The sequence below is a fragment of the Mesorhizobium sp. M1295 genome, assembly GCF_040318135.1.
Lineage (GTDB): Bacteria > Pseudomonadota > Alphaproteobacteria > Rhizobiales > Rhizobiaceae > Mesorhizobium.
The window spans coordinates 26009-43127 of record NZ_JAMYLU010000006.1; the positions used below are offsets into that span (position 1 = coordinate 26009).

Annotated in this window: 17 protein-coding genes, 1 tRNA gene and 2 pseudogenes; 8 read left to right on the top strand and 12 right to left on the bottom strand. The window is 61.5% G+C overall.

Annotation, left to right across the window (positions count from 1 at the left end):
* Nucleotides 1-14: 14 nt before the first annotated feature.
* Nucleotides 15-290 (bottom strand): CtrA inhibitor SciP, encoded by a 276-nt coding sequence (gene sciP, locus NKH29_RS10815; RefSeq protein WP_023679563.1) that lies wholly within the window; start codon nt 288-290, stop codon nt 15-17.
* 260 nt (nt 291-550) lie between these two features.
* Here sciP and mnmA point away from each other — a divergent pair, with 260 nt between their 5' ends.
* Nucleotides 551-1741 (top strand): tRNA 2-thiouridine(34) synthase MnmA, encoded by a 1191-nt coding sequence (gene mnmA, locus NKH29_RS10820; protein ID WP_352999571.1) that lies wholly within the window; start codon nt 551-553, stop codon nt 1739-1741.
* 14 nt (nt 1742-1755) lie between these two features.
* On the opposite strand, the gene NKH29_RS10825 is transcribed toward mnmA, so the two are convergent.
* Nucleotides 1756-2715, bottom strand: a complete 960-nt coding sequence (locus NKH29_RS10825; protein WP_352482033.1) for a Gfo/Idh/MocA family protein — start codon at nt 2713-2715, stop codon at nt 1756-1758.
* A gap of 236 nt (nt 2716-2951) precedes the next feature.
* On the opposite strand from NKH29_RS10825, the gene NKH29_RS10830 reads away from it, so the two are divergent.
* Nucleotides 2952-3028 (top strand) — tRNA-Met (locus tag NKH29_RS10830).
* On the opposite strand, the gene NKH29_RS10835 is transcribed toward NKH29_RS10830, so the two are convergent.
* Nucleotides 2985-4619, bottom strand: a complete 1635-nt coding sequence (locus NKH29_RS10835) for a recombinase family protein (protein WP_352965515.1) — start codon at nt 4617-4619, stop codon at nt 2985-2987. The genes NKH29_RS10830 and NKH29_RS10835 overlap by 44 nt on opposite strands.
* A 347-nt stretch (nt 4620-4966) precedes the next feature.
* On the opposite strand from NKH29_RS10835, the gene NKH29_RS10840 reads away from it, so the two are divergent.
* The gene (locus NKH29_RS10840; RefSeq protein WP_023719281.1) at nt 4967-5482 is read left to right on the top strand and encodes a hypothetical protein; all 516 of its coding nucleotides are present in this window, start codon (nt 4967-4969) and stop codon (nt 5480-5482) included.
* 399 nt (nt 5483-5881) lie between these two features.
* On the opposite strand, the gene NKH29_RS10845 is transcribed toward NKH29_RS10840, so the two are convergent.
* Together NKH29_RS10845 and NKH29_RS10850 are read right to left on the bottom strand one after the other, a co-directional pair.
* A complete protein-coding gene (locus tag NKH29_RS10845) occupies nt 5882-6070 on the bottom strand; it encodes a hypothetical protein (protein WP_352482032.1) in 189 nt (62 codons plus the stop codon).
* A gap of 79 nt (nt 6071-6149) precedes the next feature.
* The gene (locus NKH29_RS10850) at nt 6150-6314 is read right to left on the bottom strand and encodes a hypothetical protein (RefSeq protein ID WP_023719283.1); all 165 of its coding nucleotides are present in this window, start codon (nt 6312-6314) and stop codon (nt 6150-6152) included.
* Nucleotides 6315-6757: 443 nt separating this feature from the next.
* Between NKH29_RS10850 and NKH29_RS10855 the strand changes: the two genes are divergently transcribed.
* The 4 genes from NKH29_RS10855 (at nt 6758) to NKH29_RS10870 (ending at nt 12206) form a co-directional block, all read left to right on the top strand.
* On the top strand, nt 6758-7249 hold the full coding sequence (locus NKH29_RS10855) for a DUF1194 domain-containing protein (protein ID WP_352894616.1): 492 nt from the start codon (nt 6758-6760) through the stop codon (nt 7247-7249).
* Between the two features lie 324 nt (nt 7250-7573).
* The gene (locus tag NKH29_RS10860) at nt 7574-8704 is read left to right on the top strand and encodes an efflux RND transporter periplasmic adaptor subunit (protein WP_352999638.1); all 1131 of its coding nucleotides are present in this window, start codon (nt 7574-7576) and stop codon (nt 8702-8704) included.
* Nucleotides 8701-11904, top strand: coding sequence for an efflux RND transporter permease subunit (locus NKH29_RS10865; RefSeq protein ID WP_352999572.1), 3204 nt, complete (start codon nt 8701-8703; stop codon nt 11902-11904). The genes NKH29_RS10860 and NKH29_RS10865 overlap by 4 nt, the downstream gene beginning before the upstream one ends.
* A 143-nt stretch (nt 11905-12047) precedes the next feature.
* The gene (locus NKH29_RS10870) at nt 12048-12206 is read left to right on the top strand and encodes a hypothetical protein (protein ID WP_352482029.1); all 159 of its coding nucleotides are present in this window, start codon (nt 12048-12050) and stop codon (nt 12204-12206) included.
* A 45-nt stretch (nt 12207-12251) separates the two neighbouring features.
* On the opposite strand, the gene NKH29_RS10875 is transcribed toward NKH29_RS10870, so the two are convergent.
* Entirely contained in the window at nt 12252-12713 is a 462-nt protein-coding gene (locus NKH29_RS10875; RefSeq protein WP_023719289.1) for a hypothetical protein, read from the bottom strand.
* A gap of 61 nt (nt 12714-12774) precedes the next feature.
* A pseudogene (locus NKH29_RS10880) lies at nt 12775-12948 on the bottom strand (recombinase zinc ribbon domain-containing protein); the annotation flags it as partial.
* A 79-nt stretch (nt 12949-13027) separates the two neighbouring features.
* Between NKH29_RS10880 and NKH29_RS10885 the strand changes: the two are divergent.
* Entirely contained in the window at nt 13028-13495 is a 468-nt protein-coding gene (locus NKH29_RS10885) for a hypothetical protein (protein WP_352999573.1), read from the top strand.
* 77 nt (nt 13496-13572) lie between these two features.
* Here the strand turns inward: NKH29_RS10885 and NKH29_RS10890 are convergent, their stop codons facing one another.
* The 5 genes and pseudogenes from NKH29_RS10890 to NKH29_RS10905 all read right to left on the bottom strand — a co-directional run bounded on the left by NKH29_RS10890 (nt 13573) and on the right by NKH29_RS10905 (nt 16789).
* On the bottom strand, nt 13573-13866 hold the full coding sequence (locus NKH29_RS10890) for a hypothetical protein (RefSeq protein WP_352999575.1): 294 nt from the start codon (nt 13864-13866) through the stop codon (nt 13573-13575).
* Nucleotides 13863-14114, bottom strand: coding sequence for a hypothetical protein (locus NKH29_RS10895; protein ID WP_352482027.1), 252 nt, complete (start codon nt 14112-14114; stop codon nt 13863-13865). The genes NKH29_RS10890 and NKH29_RS10895 overlap by 4 nt, the downstream gene beginning before the upstream one ends.
* A gap of 49 nt (nt 14115-14163) precedes the next feature.
* Nucleotides 14164-14349: a hypothetical protein gene (locus NKH29_RS10900; protein WP_352999577.1), complete on the bottom strand. Its 186-nt coding sequence runs from the start codon at nt 14347-14349 to the stop codon at nt 14164-14166.
* An 826-nt stretch (nt 14350-15175) separates the two neighbouring features.
* Nucleotides 15176-15289: pseudogene (locus NKH29_RS32625) on the bottom strand (transposase); the annotation flags it as partial.
* Nucleotides 15290-15457: 168 nt separating this feature from the next.
* Nucleotides 15458-16789, bottom strand: a complete 1332-nt coding sequence (locus tag NKH29_RS10905; protein ID WP_352999579.1) for a PQQ-dependent sugar dehydrogenase — start codon at nt 16787-16789, stop codon at nt 15458-15460.
* Nucleotides 16790-17119 lie beyond the last annotated feature (330 nt).

Below are 17119 nucleotides of genomic sequence, written 5' to 3' on the forward strand. Positions count from 1 at the left end.
GCGCCCTTATCGGACTAATGCCGGTATTGCTGGATGCGCGTGGTGCGCAGCCCGGCAAGGCCGTATTCGTCGATCGACGCCTGCCAGGACAGGAATTCCTCGGTGGTGAGCTTGTAGCGCTGGCACGCCTCTTCCAGGCTCAAAAGCCCGCCACGCACCGCCGCCACCACTTCCGCCTTGCGCCGGATAACCCAGCGACGTGTGTTCGTCGGCGGCAGATCGGCGATGGTAAGTGGGCTGCCGTCAGGCCCGATAACGTATTTGACTCGCGGTCTAATTAGATCGGTCATCGTACTCTCTACAAAAAACTCAAAGACCCAATCCCCACCACATTACCGCCACAGCTTTAAAATTTGGCTAAGCAGACCCTAATGGATAGGTAAGGATCATGAACGCCGCGTTAGTCTTTTCATCGGCATTTGAGATATCTGCCGGCACGCGCATTGAACCCGGCTGGAAAAATGAGCCGGCCTGCAAAGCTGGCGCGGCCGGGACGCTTGACCTATATTCCGGCCATTGGCATTGAAGCGCCGCGCAGAACGAAAGAACCATGAACAGCCTCGATCTTCCCGGACGCCCCGAAAACACCCGTGTCGTCGTCGCCATGTCGGGCGGTGTCGATTCGTCGGTTGTTGCCGGTCTCTTAAAGCACGAGGGCTACGACGTCGTCGGCGTCACGCTGCAGCTTTACGACCACGGCGCGGCAACGCACCGGGCCGGCTCATGCTGCGCCGGCCAGGACATCGACGATGCCCGCTGCGTCTCCGAGACGCTCGCCATCCCGCATTACGTGCTCGATTACGAGGAGCGCTTCCGCAAGGCGGTGATTGACCCGTTCGCCGAGAGCTATGTCGCCGGCGAAACGCCGATCCCTTGCGTCTCCTGCAATCAGACGGTGAAATTCGCCGATCTTCTCGCGACCGCCAAGGAACTCGGCGCCGACGCGCTGGCCACCGGTCACTACATCCGTTCCGGCGCCAATGGCGCCCACCGCGCGCTTTACCGGCCGGTCGACGCCGACCGCGACCAGAGCTACTTCCTGTTCGCCACCACCCAGGCGCAGATCGACTATCTGCGTTTTCCGCTCGGCGGCCTGTCGAAGCCTGAGGTTCGCGCCATCGCCGAGGAGATGGGACTGACGGTCGCCGCCAAGCAGGACAGCCAGGACATCTGTTTCGTGCCGCAGGGCAAATATTCCGACATCATCGCCAAGCTGAAGCCGGCTGCCGCCAATCCGGGCGACATCGTCCATATAGACGGGCGCGTGCTTGGCCGCCACGAAGGCATTTTGCGCTACACCGTCGGTCAGCGCCGCGGCATCGGCATCGCCTCCGGCGAGCCGCTCTACGTCGTCCATCTCGACGCCGACCGGGCCCGCGTCGTCGTCGGCCCGCGCGAGGCGCTGGAAACCCACAAGATCTTCTTGCGCAACATGAACTGGCTGGGCGATGGCCCGCTGACCGAGATCCTGGCGGCCGGGCTCGAGCTTTTCGCCAAGGTGCGCTCGACGCGGCCGCCGCGCCCGGCCGTGCTGCATCACCGCGCGGGCGTCACTTCGGTGGAGCTGGTCGACGGCGAGTCCGGCATCGCGCCCGGTCAGGCCTGCGTGCTCTATTCCGACGACGGCAACGAGGCGCGCGTGTTCGGCGGCGGCTTCATCGAGCGCTCCGAGCGCGGCGCCGAAGCCGAGGCGATGCTGACGCGGCTTGCCGTCCAGCCGGCGCGGGTTCCCGCCGAATAGACGGCGTTTTTCGCTTAGGGCCTGGTGTGGGCGACGGTGCCGGCGGTCAGGATGCGCAGCACTCGGATGGCTTCCTCGCCGCTGGTGCGCGGTTCGGCCCGCGTCTCGATGCAGTGGATGAAATGCTCCAGCTCGCGCGTCAGCGGCATGCCCTCGCCGACCGCCACATAGGACGGCTCGTTGGCGGTGAACGCCCATTGGCCGCTGTCCTGCCACACCGCGTGGCGGTAGACGGCAAGCTTGCGCTCCCACGGCTCGACATCGTCGAACACCGCCATCGCCTTGGTGCCGACCACGGTCAGCCGCCGTTCCCGGTAAGGGTTGAGCCGCGAGGCGAACAGATGGCCGCGCAGGCCGTTGGGAAAGCGCATGTGCAGATGCGCAAAGTCGCTGAGATTGTCGAGAAGGGCAGCGCCTTCGCCGCGCACCTCGACCGGCTCGGTGCCGGTGATGGCCAGGATCATCGACAGATCGTGCGGCGCCAGATCCCACAACGCATCGTTTTCGGTGTGGAACTTGCCGAGGCCGAGCCGGTGCGAATGGATGTAGCGGACCTCGCCGAGCTCGCCATTGTCGATCAGCGCCTTCAGCGTCTCGAATGCGGGATGGAAGCGCAGCACATGGCCGACCATGAAGACACGGCCATTGTCGGCGGCAGCCTGCACCGAGCGCTCGGCGTCGGGCACCGTCAGCGCGATCGGCTTCTCCACCAGCACGTCCTTGCCGCCGAGCACGGCGCGCACCGCCATGTCGGCATGGAACTGCGGCGGCAGCGCCATGACAATGGCGTCGACATCGTCGCGGGCAAACAGCGCCTCCGGCTCGATCGCCAGGCAATCCTGCTCGCTGGCAAAACCTTCCGCACGCGCAGGGTTGACGTCCGAAACCGCGTGCAGCGCGCCGAGCGCCTTGAGGGTGCGGATGTGGTTGCTTCCCCAGTATCCGCAACCCAGGACTGCAATGCGCGGTTTCATCAATTTCTGACCATGGCTTTCGTGGGCGAGACATAGCGACGTGCCTCGCCGAACTCAACCCCGGCCTGTGCGCCCAAATGTCTGCCCGGCAAAGCTTTAGGCGCCAGCAATATGCCGGCGCGGCAGCCACTTCGATGCTTGACAGGCTTGGCCTCGCAACCTTATATCCGCGCGACCTTGGCGAACGCGCCGATATGCCTGCCGATTTAAGCTGGATTTCGGGCCTTCGCCGCCCTGGCGGGGTAGCTCAGTTGGTTAGAGCACGGGAATCATAATCCTGGGGTCGGGGGTTCAAGTCCCTCTCCCGCTACCATCGCTCCCCCCCGAACGGAGACGCGGTGGCTCAGGCCCTGGTCGACCATGTTGGACAGATATCCATCGATCAGGATCGACGGCTGCTCACCCGCCTTTGGCGGGTAGACCGTCACTGTGGTCACGACGTCGCGGACGATCTTCTTGGCCTCTTCAGAGACGAAACCGTTGTCGCCGATCGCCGCGGCGAGCGCTTCGAGATCTCTGATATAGCGGGTGACCAGCGCCGGCTTCAGCGTAACGACCTTGGGCGGCTGCGGCGTCACCGCGAGCTCGCCCTCGAGGCGCTGGCGCTCAGCGCGCAGCTCGGGCAGGCGCTGCTCGGCCTCGGCTTCGGAGATCATACCTTTGACGTAGGCGTTCAGCACCCGGTCATATTCGCGCTTGGCAGCGTCAAGCCGTTGCGCTGCCTTTTCGCGCGAGGCGCCCTGCCCCGAATAGAGCTTTTGATGCTCATCATTGTAGGCGGCGACATAGTGGTCGATCAGCGCCTTGTCGTTCAGCCTGGCGCGCAAACCGTCCAGCACCGTCGCCTCGATATGATCGACGGCATAGGGCCGCGTGTTGGTGCACGAGCGCGATTCCTTGGCGCGCGTGCAGACGATGCGGGTCAGCCGTCCCATCTTGTCCTTCACCGACATGCCCGAGCCGCAGGCGCCACAGCGAAGCAGACCTGAAAGCAGCCGCGTGTTCTTGCGCTGCGGCGTCTCGCAACGATTGCGCGGCTTGCGGTTGTTGACCGCGGCGAACAGCTCGGCCGGCACGATGCGCAGATGCTCGGCGGCATGCTCCTGCCACTCGGACTTCGGATTGACGCGCGACTGGCGCCGGCCGCTATCCGGATCCTTGACCATGTGGACACGGTTCCAGACGATGCGGCCGTCATAGATGGCATTCTGCAGAATGCCGTAGCCTCGCTTTGGGTTGCCGTTGATAGTCCCACCCGACCAGTAGCGACCGCGCGGCGGGGCAATGTTGTCATCGTTCAACCCGCCGGCGATGTCGCGCGGCGTTCGGCCGGCCGCATACTCCTCGAAGATGCGCAGCACGATCGCCGCTTCTTCCGGCAAGATCGACAGTTCGCCAAGCTTTCCCGGCACCGGCGCATAGCCATAGGCCTTGCCGCCGGCGCTGCGGCCGTCGCGCACCACGCCGGCCATGCCGCGCCGCACCTTCTGCGCAAGATCCTGTAGATATAGCGCGCCGACCAGGCCGCGGATGCCGATCTGCACGATGTCTGCCCGGCCGTCATGCACGGCGCGGATTTCGATGCCGAGATGGGTGAGCCGCTTGTAGATGCCGGCGAGGTCTTCCTGGTCGCGCGACAGGCGGTCAAGCGCCTCGACGATGGGGACGTCGAACAGGCCGTCGCGCGCGGCGTCCATCATCGACAGCACGCCGTCGCGGCCCATGATCGAGGCGCCGGAGCGGGCGCGGTCGTGAAAGACGGTAGCGACGGTCAGCTGCTGCTTGGCGGCATAGTCCGAGCAGAGCGCTACCTGGTCCTCAATCGACCTGTCGGTCTGCAGGTCGCTTGAATAGCGGGCATAGAGTGCCGCTCGTTTCATGGGTGTTCTCCTGGCGGCGCTCATAAGCGTCGCGCGCCGCCTGACGCGCAAGGGCCTCGACGAGGCGCGCCAGCGCCGCGGGCAGCGAGGAACCGCCGCCACAAGAGACGAGGAACCGCCGCCACAAGAGACGAGGCGGCCTTCGAGGTCGAGCGCGAGTTCACGTGCTTCATCGCCGAGACTGATAAGTACCGGTGCTGATGCCGCGACGGTTTTACAATCCCGCCGTAACCCGTTGATATCATACAAGCGACTTTCCGCCTGTTTTACAGGCAAGTCCTTGGAATCGGGTCGAAAGGGCTAGCTTCCCAAGCTGAACGCCTATCTGCCCTCAGTTTGAATTGGAAACTCGATTCTGCTATGAACCGGCAATGACCAAGACCTACTGGAAGACCATTGCAAAGCGCGCCTGGCGGGAAAGTCTCGCATCGGTCAGATGGAACAATTGGGAGCGCATTCTAGTTACTCTGGCTCCGCTTTTCGCTGTGTTTTTTGCCACTTGGTATTTCCTTGGCGATATGTCCGGAGCGCTAGTAAAGCTTGTGGCGGCCGTAGGTATGACAACGGTGCTGGCGGCGATTTTCTTTGTGTCGAAACTTCTTACTGTGCCCGCGAAACTGCAGGCCGAAGTTGAAGAGAGATTGAGCGCGACGACGAAGGCCGTTGATAAGGATGCTGCTCAAAAGGACCTAATCGCCAATCGCGTTGAAATCGTCCGGCAATTTGCCGGACTGTACGTCCTAAGCCACGACGGCATAACTTCTCGTATGATGGCAGGACTAGAGCTTCCTCCTGCCAAGTGGCTAAACACAGAATTGGCTAATGCAGGCCACAACTGGCGAGTTCGCAACATCTCCGGCTCCAATTTTGAGATGGTCGAAGATTGATTGCCGCTAACACTGGCCTCGGTCTTTGATAGACCATGGCCTGGGGGTTCTGGTTTCAACTTTTGTCCATTTTCGTGCGAATTCGGCCTGACGAACAATCGAAACTGTCGTTGATCAGAATGGCCTTTTCACTGGCCTGTCACGCCGGCATTCTAACCGCCCCGCTCTGACACAGCCTAGTGCGGGCTAAACGGACAACCTATCAATGAGGCGAACAATCACTTCGTCGTCTACTTTCTTCTTCCGGGCTCCTAACGGTAATGATTCAAAATGTGTCGCCGCCCGTCTGCGGCCCGCCGTTTCGCCCGAAATCAGGGAACGATATCGGCCCCCATGTATTAGAAATCAATGGACACTATGGAACCCCACGGCCACGGGATGGCGGCCGATATTTTGACGTCAGAAGTTGCCAACGCCAGGCAGCGCATTCACCGGACCGAGCTCGCGCTTCAACGCACTGAAGAAATGCTGGCCGAGAATCTCGCGATGTGCAGAAGAATACAGGCCGCGCAACGGCGCGTGGTAGAGGCGAGATCGCGGCTGACGAAGATCGATCCCTGCAGCGCTGACAGAGTTCGCACGGGTCACGCAGCGGTCCCTCCGGGCTGACTGCCACGACAGGACTGCCTGATCATCTCGACTTGGACCGCAGACCAGAACGCGCTTTCTAGTTGCCTGACTTTTCTGCCGAGCGATAGGCGTTGACGAGCCGCTCGACACGTTCCCGCGTCACGGTCTTCCACTGGTCGGAAGGTTTGTCTTTGCCTTTTGCGGGCAGGTCTGCCGACTGAACCAGGTCCGGAGATTGAGCAGGTCGACTGAGCAGCATCATCGGACGATCTCGTCCCGGCCTTCCGGCCAGCCCTTTGCGAGCGTAAGGTCGGACATCGGAACGAAAGTCGGCTCCGCGAATTCTACTGCGAGATAATTGGAATCGTCGCCCATGAGGCTCGCGACCCTCCACCTTGAAACTGCGAGATACGGCGACGTATTTCGCGCAGCAAGGCTCGCGCAGCTGAGGCGGGAAATGGTGAGGCATATCCAGCGCACAGACGCCTCGGCTCAAAAAGTCGAGCAAGCGCTGGCTAGGTTGGCCGAAGCAAACGCACCCATGGACCGGCTCGCGCGGCATCAGTAGGGCCACGCTCATGTCCGCCTCCGCATCGGCACGATGTTGAGACGGCCGCGCACATAACTGATTTGCTCGAGACCTGATCGACATGGTTGGCACCGATCGTGCATCGCTGCTGCAAGAAGCCAGGATTCTGAAGGCGCATGGAGGTCTTACTTCCTGACCGAGTCCTGGCAGCCGAATGGTATTGGAACATTCGGGGGGGAAGCAGCAAAACGGGCTCTCGCTACCATAAACGTAATTTAGACCCGCCCCTTGGCGGGTTTTTCATTTCCGTCGCCGAGTTGGGTGCGCGCGGTTTCGCGGCTGACGCCGCGTGCAATTGCCGCCGCAGCATCCTCCCGTTTGACCAACCGGATGGACGCGCCGAGATGATGTCCTTCATTCCACGCTTCGCTGGTCGGAGAAAACCCGAACGGGCACGAGGCGTGCTATTCGCTGTGGCGGTGAGCCTGACAACGTCGCTGTCGGCCACGGCGGAGCAGGTTTCCTCGGTGGATCTCGAACTGGTTCTTTGTGTCGATGTATCGTCTTCAACGAGCGAGACGGAACAACGGCTGCAGCGGGAGGGATATGTCAACGCACTGCTCGATGCCGAAGTGTTGCAGTCCATTAGAATCCGGCCGGCGTGGTAATGCCCATATCGGTCTCCTTCGACCAATATGAATCATAGGCCGTCCATCAAAGGAATCCTGAATCCCTTAATTCGCGACTGACTTTTAGCCCGGTGGCGGGGCAGCCACAGGGTGGACATTTCAGCCCACATGGAAAATGATCATGTTGCCATGCACAACACTGCAGTGCTCTGATCTCGACGAGAAGCCTGAGCGTAGAAGCGGATCAACCGACCTCCGGTCCAGCGAGCGAGGACGCAAATGGACACCCCAGAGAATAGGCAATTGCATCGCGACGCGGGCGGGCGACCCCGTCGATCGGCCGGCTGGCTTGCCCGCGCCGCCATGTCGACGGCATTCCTGCTCGGCATGGCTTTCAGCAGCACTGCGTTTGCGCAGGACCAGCAGCTTCCCGCGGTGACGGCGGCCAAGCCGGTGGTCCGTGAAATCGTCGAGGACGACGAGTTCGTCGGGCGCTTCGAAGCCGTCGACCAGGTCGCCATCCGTTCGCGCGTCAGCGGCTATCTGGACAAGGTCAGCTTCCAGGACGGCGCACTGGTCAACAAGGGCGACCTGCTCTTCACCATCGACCAGCGTCCGTACCAGGCGGCTTATGATGCCGCCAAATCGCAAGTGGACGTCGCCAAGAGTCTGCTCGAATTCTCCAAGATGCAGCTGGATCGCGCCGACGAACTCGCCAAGACCGGCAATATCTCAACCGCGACGGTCGACGACCGCCGGCGGGAATACCTTTCGGCGCAGGCGCAGATGCAGGGCGCGACGGCTGCGCTGACGACGGCCAGCCTGAACATGGAATTCACCGAGATCAAGGCGCCCTTGTCCGGCCGCATCGACCGCCGGCTGGTGTCGGTCGGCAACCTCGTGCAGCCGGATTCTACCTTGCTGACGACCATCGTTACGCGCGATCCGATCGACTTCTATTTCGACGTCGATGAGCGCCTGTATTTCAGCTACGCCCGCGACGCGAAGGAGCGTGGCGGCAGCATGCAGGAAGGCGCCGGCGGGCTCGAGGTGGTGGTTCGCGTCGCCGACCGCGCGGAGGCGGTATTCAAAGGCAAGCTCGATTTTGCCGAGAACCGGATCGACAACGCGACCGGCACCATGCGGGTGCGTGCAAGTTTTCCCAACGCCGACGGCATTCTCCAGCCAGGCATGTTTGGGCGCATCAACGTGCCGGGGTCGCTGCCGCATAGCGGCGTGCTGGTGCCCGACAAGGCGATCGGCGCCGATCAGGATCGCCGCATCGTGTTCCTGGTGGATGAGGCCGGGATGGTGTCGGCCAAGCCTGTGCGCACCGGCCCGCTTCTCGATGGCTACCGGGTGATCCGCGCGGGCCTGACCGGCGACGAGACGATCATCGTCAACGGGCTGATGCACGCCAGGCCCGGCACCAAGGTGAAGGTCGAGATGATGACGTTGCCGCCCAAGGCCGAGACCGCCGAGTTGCAGCAATGAGGTTCGCACATTTCTTCGTCGACCGTCCGATCTTCGCATCGGTCGTTTCGATCGTCCTGCTGATCCTCGGCGGGATTGCTTATACCCAGCTCCCGGTCGCGCAATATCCCGAGATCGCGCCGCCGACCATCGTCGTTCGCGCGCAGTATCCGGGCGCCGACGCCGAGACGGTCGCAGCGACGGTGGCAACGCCGATCGAGCAGGAGATCAACGGCGTCGAGGGCATGCTCTACATGTCGTCCTATTCATCGGGCGACGGGGCGATGGCGCTGACCATCACCTTCAAGCTGGGCACCGATCTCGACCAGGCGCAGGTGCTGGTGCAGAACCGCGTGTCGGTCGCCGAGCCGCGCCTGCCCGAAGAAGTCCGCCGCCTCGGCATCACCACCACCAAGAGCTCGCCCGACCTGATGATGGTCGTGCACATGCTGTCGCCCGACAATACCTACGACCAGCTCTACGTCTCGAACTACGCCCGCTCGCGGGTGCGCGACATACTGCTCAGACTCGACGGCGTCGGCGACCTCATCATCTTCGGCGAACGCGAATATTCGCTGCGCATCTGGCTCGATCCGGAAAAACTGTCAGCCCTGGGGATGACCTCGGGCGATGTGGTGCAGGCGCTGCGCGACCAGAACGTCCAGGTGTCGGGTGGCTCGATCGGCGCGCCGCCGACCAGCACCGGCACGGCGTTCCAGTACACGGTCACCACGCAAGGCCGCTTCAACGACGCACGCGACTTCCGATACGTGATCGTCAAATCGACCGACGACGGCCGTCTGATCTCGCTGCAGGACGTGGCGCGCATCGAGCTCGGCGCCAAGGATTACGTCACCAACTCCTATCTCAACGGCAAACCGGCCGTGGCGCTCGCCATCTTCCAGCGGCCGAGCACCAATGCGCTCGCCGCAGCCGCGGAGATCCAGGACAAGATGAAGGAGCTTTCCCGCGACTTCCCGAAGGGGTTGAGCTACGACATCGTCTACAATCCGACCGAGTTCGTCGCCGAGTCGATCCAGGAGGTATACAAGACAATCCTCGAGGCGATGCTGCTGGTCATCATCGTCATCATCGTCTTCCTGCAATCGTGGCGCATGGCGATCGTGCCGATCGTGGCGATCCCCGTGTCGCTGATCGGCACGCTGGCGGTGCTTTACGCCGCCGGCTTCTCGCTCAACATGCTGACGCTGTTCGGCCTCGTTCTGGCGATCGGCATCGTCGTCGACGATGCGATCGTCGTGGTCGAGAACGTCGAGCGCAATATCGCCAGAGGGCTGGCGCCCAATCCGGCGTCGCACCTGACCATGGACGAAGTCGGAACGGCGGTCATCGCGATCTCGCTGGTGCTGATAGCCGTGTTCGTACCGACAGCCTTCATCCCCGGCATTTCTGGGCAGTTCTACCTGCAGTTTGCGATCACCATCGCGGTGTCGACGGCGATCTCGGCATTCAATTCGCTGACGCTTTCGCCGGCGCTGGCGGCACTGCTGTTCAAGCCGCATCACGCTGCGGCGGCGCCGCCGCGCTTTTTCCTGGCGCGGTTCGGACGGGCGCTCGCCGACGGCTTCAATCGCGGCTTCGACAGGGTCGCCCACTGGTATTCGAGCATCATCCGCGTGCTAGTCGGGTCGTGGATAACGATCGCCGCCATGCTGACCGTTTTCGCGGCCCTCATCTACGCCACGGTCTACATGGTGCAGGCGGTGCCGCGCGGTTTCATTCCGTCGCTCGACCAGGGCTATGCGATCGTCGTCGTCCAGTTGCCGGACGGCGCCTCGCTGTCGAGGACCGATGCGGTCATCCAGCAGGCGTCGCAGATCATCCAGAAAACGCCAGGCGTCGACTACGCAGTCGCCTTCGCCGGCTTCTCCGGCGCGACCTTCACCAACGCCAGCAACGCGGGCGTGATCTTCGCCAGGTTCAAGCCGTTTGACGAGCGACTGAAAGCCGGCCAGTCGGCGACCCAGGTCATCGGCAATCTGTTCGGCAGCCTGCAAAGCATCAAGGAAGCCTTCATTATCGCACTGCCGCCGCCGCCGATCCGCGGCGTCGGCAATGCCGGCGGCTTCAAGCTGCAGATCCAGGAGCGCAACAGCGCCGACATGCGGCAGATCCTGGCGCTTGCCAACGAAATCGCCGGCATGGCCAACAAGACGCCGGGGCTGACGGGCGTGTTCACCACGTTCTCCGCGTCGAGCCCGCAATTCTTCCTGGCGATCGATCGCGACAAGGCGCGCATCCTGAACGTGCCGATCCCCAACATCTTCGAGACGCTGTCGATCAATTTGGGCACCGCCTACGTCAACGACTTCAACGCTTTCGGGCGCGTCTACCAGGTGCGGGCGCAGGCCGACCAGGCGTTCCGCCTCGATCGCGCCGACATCTTGAAACTGAAGGTGCGCTCGGCGACCGGCGCGCTGGTTCCGCTCGGCACGTTGATCGAGATCCGCGACGTCACCGGCCCGGCGCTGGTCCAGCGCTACAACATGTACGTCTCGGTGCCGCTGCAGGGCAACGCCGCGCCCGGCGTTTCCACGGGCGACGCGCTGGCATTGATGGAAGGGATCACGGCAAAGACGCTGCCGGCCGGTACCTCCTATGAATGGACCGAGCTCGCCTATCAGGAGCGCAACACCGGCAATGCCGCTGTCTATATCTTCGGACTGTCGGTGCTGTTCGTGTTCCTGGCGCTGGCGGCGCAATATGAAAGCTGGGTGCTGCCGTTCGCCATTGTGCTGGTGGTGCCGCTCGGCGTGCTCGCGGCGTTGCTCGGCGTGTCTTTCCGAGGGCTGGACAACAACATCCTCGTGCAGATCGGCCTCATCGTGCTGATAGGGCTTGCCGCCAAGAACGCGATCCTGATCGTCGAATTCGCGCGCCAGGCGCAGGAACGCGGCCTGTCGGCCGCCGAGGCTGCCGTCGAAGCCTGCCGGCTCAGGCTGCGGCCGATCCTGATGACCGCTTTCTCGTTCATCCTCGGCGTCGTGCCGCTGATGATCGCAACGGGCCCGGGCGCAGAAATGCGCCAGTCGCTGGGCACCGCGGTGTTCTCCGGCATGCTCGGCGTCACCTTCGTCGGCCTGTTCCTGACGCCGGTGTTCTACGTCACGCTCAGGTCGCTGTTTTCACGGCGCAAGCCCCGTGCCGAGGCCGAGCCTTCGGGGCCGGCAGAGGCGCCATCGGAGACGGCCGCCGAGTAGGGTTACGAATTCGCCGCGTCGGGCGCGGCTTATCACTCCAGAAAATCGGCGGCGCGGTAACGGCCACGATCTGCGCGACAACCGCGACCTCCGGAGTCCTCGCTTGCGATGTCTGCTTTCAGGACGCGGCGAAGCTGATCTCTATGACCGAAATCAGGCGCGAAGCTGCCTTTCAACACCGGACCAAAGCGCTGGATTTTGATTCGTTTAAGATATCTGGCACGACCGAAGAGATTAGACTGCTGACCCCCGAATTTGATTCCCAGCAGACGGCTCTACTCAACCGCAGCAACGAAGCCTGAACTGGTAAATTATAGGGTCTGGGGAAAGGCGGTAGCGCTCTCCCGCTACCATCGCTCCCCCCGAACGGAGACGAGGTGGCCAAGGCCTTGGTCGACCATGTTTGACAGGTATCCATCAATCAGGATCGACGGCTGCTCGCCTGCCTTCGGCGGGTAGACTGTCACGGTCGACACGACGTCGCGGACGATCTTCTTGGCTTCTTCCGAGACGAAGCCATTCTCTCCGATCGCGGCGGCGAGCGCTTCCAGATCGCGGATGTAGCGGGCGACAAGCGCCGGCTTCAGCGTCACGACCTTCGGCGGCTGCGGCAGCACGGCGAGCTCGGCCTCGAGGTGCTGGCGCTCCTCGCGTAGCACTGGCAAGCGCTGCTCGGCTTCGGCTTCCGAAATCATGCCTTTGACATAGGCGTTCAGCACGCGGTCGTATTCGCGCCTGGCGGCGTCGAGCCGCTGGGCGGCCTTTTCGCGAGGCGCCCTGCCCCGAATAGAGCTTTTGATGCTCGTCATTGTAGGCAGCGACATAGTGGTCGATCAGCGCCTTGTCGTTCAACCTGGCGCGCAACCCGTCGATGACCGTCGCTTCGATATGATCGAGCGCATAGGGCCTGACATTGGTGCATGAGCGCGATTCCTTGGCGCGCGTGCACATGATGCGCGTCAGGCGACCCATCCTGTCCTTGACCGACATGCCCGACCCGCAGGCGCCGCAGCGCAGCGGGGTGTGCCAGCGCAAGTGCCTCACGTCGGCGATTTCCTGCCTCGATTCTCCTCTGAGGAAATGCTAAATTAGTCATTGCTTGGGCAAAGAGAGGGAGGTCTTTATGCGTGCATTTGCAATTTTTCTGTTAGGCGGCGCTTTGACTAGTTTTGTGTGTGCGTCCGCATGGGCCGGCAAGCTGCCGAAGGACGCGGTCGAATTAACCGCAGCCAAGGTCAAGGCGATATATTCAGGCAAGACCGGTATTTATGACGTCTCTAGCATTTACTATGCATCTGACGGCACAACCAAAGGAATCTTTGGCAAACCTAAGGTAACGGCAACTTTTAAGGGCACTTGGAGCGTAAGTGGTAATGAGATGTGCGCCAAGAATAAGCCAAAGGGTGATCCAAAAATCTACAGGGACTGCAACAAATTTTGGCGTTCTGGAAAAAGGATATATGACCTTTGGTCTGTCCACTATGATGGATCAAAGCCGGATCTAAAGAGCGGGTATGTTACCACTACCGTTAAGAAGCTTAAGGACGGAGATTTAGTGGCGAAAAAATACGCTGCTGCAGGCGGGGAGTGACAAAAGCGACAGGAACACGCAAGGAAAAAGCCCGCCACCGTGAGGCGGCGGCTTAGCAGTTCCGTCTGGGTGCCGGTTCAGTGGCGCCCAGCGGGCCCTTCAAGGAACTCCATGAAGTTTTCCACCGCTCTGTCCGCTGGCGTTGACCGGGAGTTGCAAGCACGGAGAATGGCGGCGGCGATTTTCAGCATATCGGTGCGACTTCCAACAATCTTTGACACCACGGCATTTTCTGTGCCGCCGTCATAAGTCGAGCGCTGCAGGACATGCAGCGTCAGCCTGAGATTGTCGCCCATAAATTGGAGTGGGCCGGCACCAGTGACGAACGTGTCAGAGACGCAGAACGGTTCGACGGTCGGGACGGCGCTCATGATGCCGCCTTTCTGGCCTTGGCGTCGGCCATCGCGTTGTCGATACACGCTCCAGCCGCTTCGTTCAGACGTTCGGCGAGGTCGCGGGCGATCATGGCCAGCGCGCTTATTTGGTCCGCCAAAGCGACCCTCTTCCCGTCGCGCTCGAACTCCTGTTCCATGGTCTGGCCATAGAGCACTTCGAGCAAGTGGTGCAGGTTCCCAGTATCGAATTGCAGGTCGTCGAGGTCATCTGAAGGCGCGGTCATGACGCGGCGCCCCCGAGGGTTTCGTAGTAGGCGTTCTTAACCTTCCGCGTCATCTGCTCTGCAATGGTGGCAATGAAGAAAAGGCGCTCCCCCTCGCTTGGGTCAGAACGAAATTCCCGTCAGGTACTGTGGAAAAGACCTCCAGCATGGTCAGCAAGACGTCGGCCAGGTTGTCCGCGTCACAGATCAGCGGCTCCAGATCGGCGAAGGTCATCTTCTCCTTGGCGGCGCTCATTTTGGGCAGAATCTGAACTTGGAGTTGGCCAGCAGTTCTGTAGCCGAAAGTGGAGTTGCGGCTCCGTGGCTCGGAAGGTCAGAGCCAGACCTTCAAGCGCCCCGCGAGCATCGGCATGAACTATGCCCCGAACCGGACTTATCCCAAAAGTCCGAAATGCCTGCTCTCGAGCCAAATCTGGCGATCCGCTTCCTGGCACAAGTGTGCGGCTGTCGACCCGTTGCGTCATTCGATCCTCTACGCAACGCCGGATCAAAGCGCTCTCCTCTGCAGTTGTTGTTTGGGATCCCGGGCTCGTGCCTTGTTGCCGAAACGGATTCCGGCGTAGGGCGAGGCCCCCGCAAAGCCGACGTTGACGTCGCGGCAGACGTTCGTCGTCTGCGGGTCAGACTTTTCGTTTCGGGAACTGCGCGATTGCGCCAACTTCGGACGTTCAGCTTCCCTACTGCTACGGCAGGTGTAATCCTGGTTAGAAGCCTCAGCGCACCGTTCACGTCGAGAGGTGAGCGCATCAGCCTAGCGACTGGACCCTTGGCTAGGAACTCTCCGTCGTTCACATGTCGAGACCAGAGAAAGACGATGAACTCCGCAGACTAAATCGCAGACTAATTTCTCTCTCTAGTCTGCGATGTCCTTCTAAGTCATTGAAATGTTGGCGCGCCCGGAGAGATTCGAACTCCTGACCCCAGATTCGTAGTTTGCAGCTACGCCGCATGCCGGCGAAAATGGAAGACGCGTCTTCGATAGTGGGTATTGCGATGTAGCGGTCTCCCGCTACCAAATTCAGATATTTGTCCAGCCCGGAGACATGGGTAACAGTTTGTACCTAAGACATGGGTGACAATCTCGTGCCGAACGGATTGCCGATGGTCTGCAACGTCCTCTGTTCCAGGTCGAGATATCCCAGATCATAGTGCATGAAGCTGACGAGCCAAATGCCTCCGGCCAAAAGCCAAAAGTGTTACCCATGTGTCCGGTACAAAATGTCACCTATGTCTCGGGTCGCTCAGCCTGCCATATGCATCGAGATCGTAGCCGAATGCAGCCATATCGGGCGTGGCGCTGTAGCCGAAGGCTGGTGAGGTCGGAATCAGAAAGGCACCTGCGCTCAACGGCCATTCGCCCGGCGGACCCGCCAGATGACGTTACCGACGTCGTCGGCGACGAGCAGTGCGCCAGTCTGATCGATAGCAACGCCGACCGGACGGCCCATCGCCTCGCCATTACGCCCGATGAAGCCAGTGAGCACATCTTTCGGAGGACCGCTCGGTTTGCCGCCATGGAACGGCACGAAGATCACCTTGTAGCCGCTGTGCACGCTTCTATTCCACGAGCCGTGCTGGCCGACGAAGGCGCCGTTGCCGTAGGTCGGACCGAGCCGGGCGCCTTTGGAGAAGGTCAGTCCCAGCGAGGCGGTATGAGAGCCCAGGGCGTAATCGGGCTTGACCGCCGTCGCCACGAGATCGGGGCGCTGCGGCTTAGCGCGTTCGTCGACGTTCTGTCCGTAGTAGCTGTAGGGCCAGCCGTAGAAAGCGCCGTCACGAACCGAGGTCATGTAATCCGGCACGAGATCGTCGCCGATCTCGTCACGCTCGTTCACGGCGACCCAAAGCTCGCCAGTTTCAGGATTCCAGGAGAGCCCGTTCGGGTTGCGCAGGCCCGAGGCGAAGACCCGCGTGCGGCGGGTCGACCGATCCACTTCAAGGACAGCGGCGCGGTTCTTCTCCGCGGCTATGCCGTTTTCTCCAACGTTGCTGTTGGAACCAACGGTGACATAGAGCTTGCGTCCATCCGGACTTGCGATCACGTCCTTGGTCCAATGATGGTTGAGGTCCCCGGCCGGCAAGTCGATGATCTTTTCCGGCGACGTGCTGACTCGGGTCTGGCCATTGGAGTAGGGGAAAGCGACGAGCGCGTCGGTGTTCGCGACAAAGAGCTTGCCTTTGGACAGCGTCATGCCGAAGGGCGAATTGAGGCCTTCCGCGAACGTCGTGCCCACATCCGCAATGCCGTCGCCATCGGTGTCGCGCAGCAGCGTGATGCGATTGGCGCTTTTGGTCGCGGCGCCAGCCCGCTTCATAGCCAGGTCCATGAAGACCTTTCTAAGACTGAAGCCTTCGTCATGCTTGGCAGGGGCATTGGTTTCAGCAACCAGAACGTCGCCGTTCGGAAGCACATGCAGCCAGCGCGGATGGTCGAGGCCGGTGGCGAAGGCGTTCACTGTCAGCCCCTTCGCCGGGGTCGGCATACCTCCTTTCTGCCAGCCTTTCGCCTCGGCGATGTTAACAGTCGGGATCAGCGTCGGTCTTGGTTTCGGTAAAGTGGGGTTGGGGCCATAGCCGGTTATTGCCCCGGTTTTTTGCGCCGGGATGCCGGCGCAGCTTGCCATGACGGCGCCCAACACCGCTACGAGTACGCTCCCTCGGAAGCCGGCATGCATCGGACGTCCTCCGCATGGATATGTGTCGCGCTCTTTGTGCAAACGGAAGTCAGTGGCTTATTCTTCCAATTGCTTCGAAAAAAACAGCGGCGCTCGTGATCCGAGGGCCAGGAATTCGCGACAGATCTGCTCTCGGCAGAAATATGGCGCTAGAAGATTGTGGCAACCGCGCGAATATCTGTCGCGCAATATGAATCTCAGATTCGTATCGCGCGAAATCGATACGGCTTGCGCTTTTCGGTATCGAGTTGCTCATGGGCCAACATGCGTTCGAATGGAACGAGACCGTGAACGGCGGGACCCACAATGACCCACCGATTGCACCAGCCG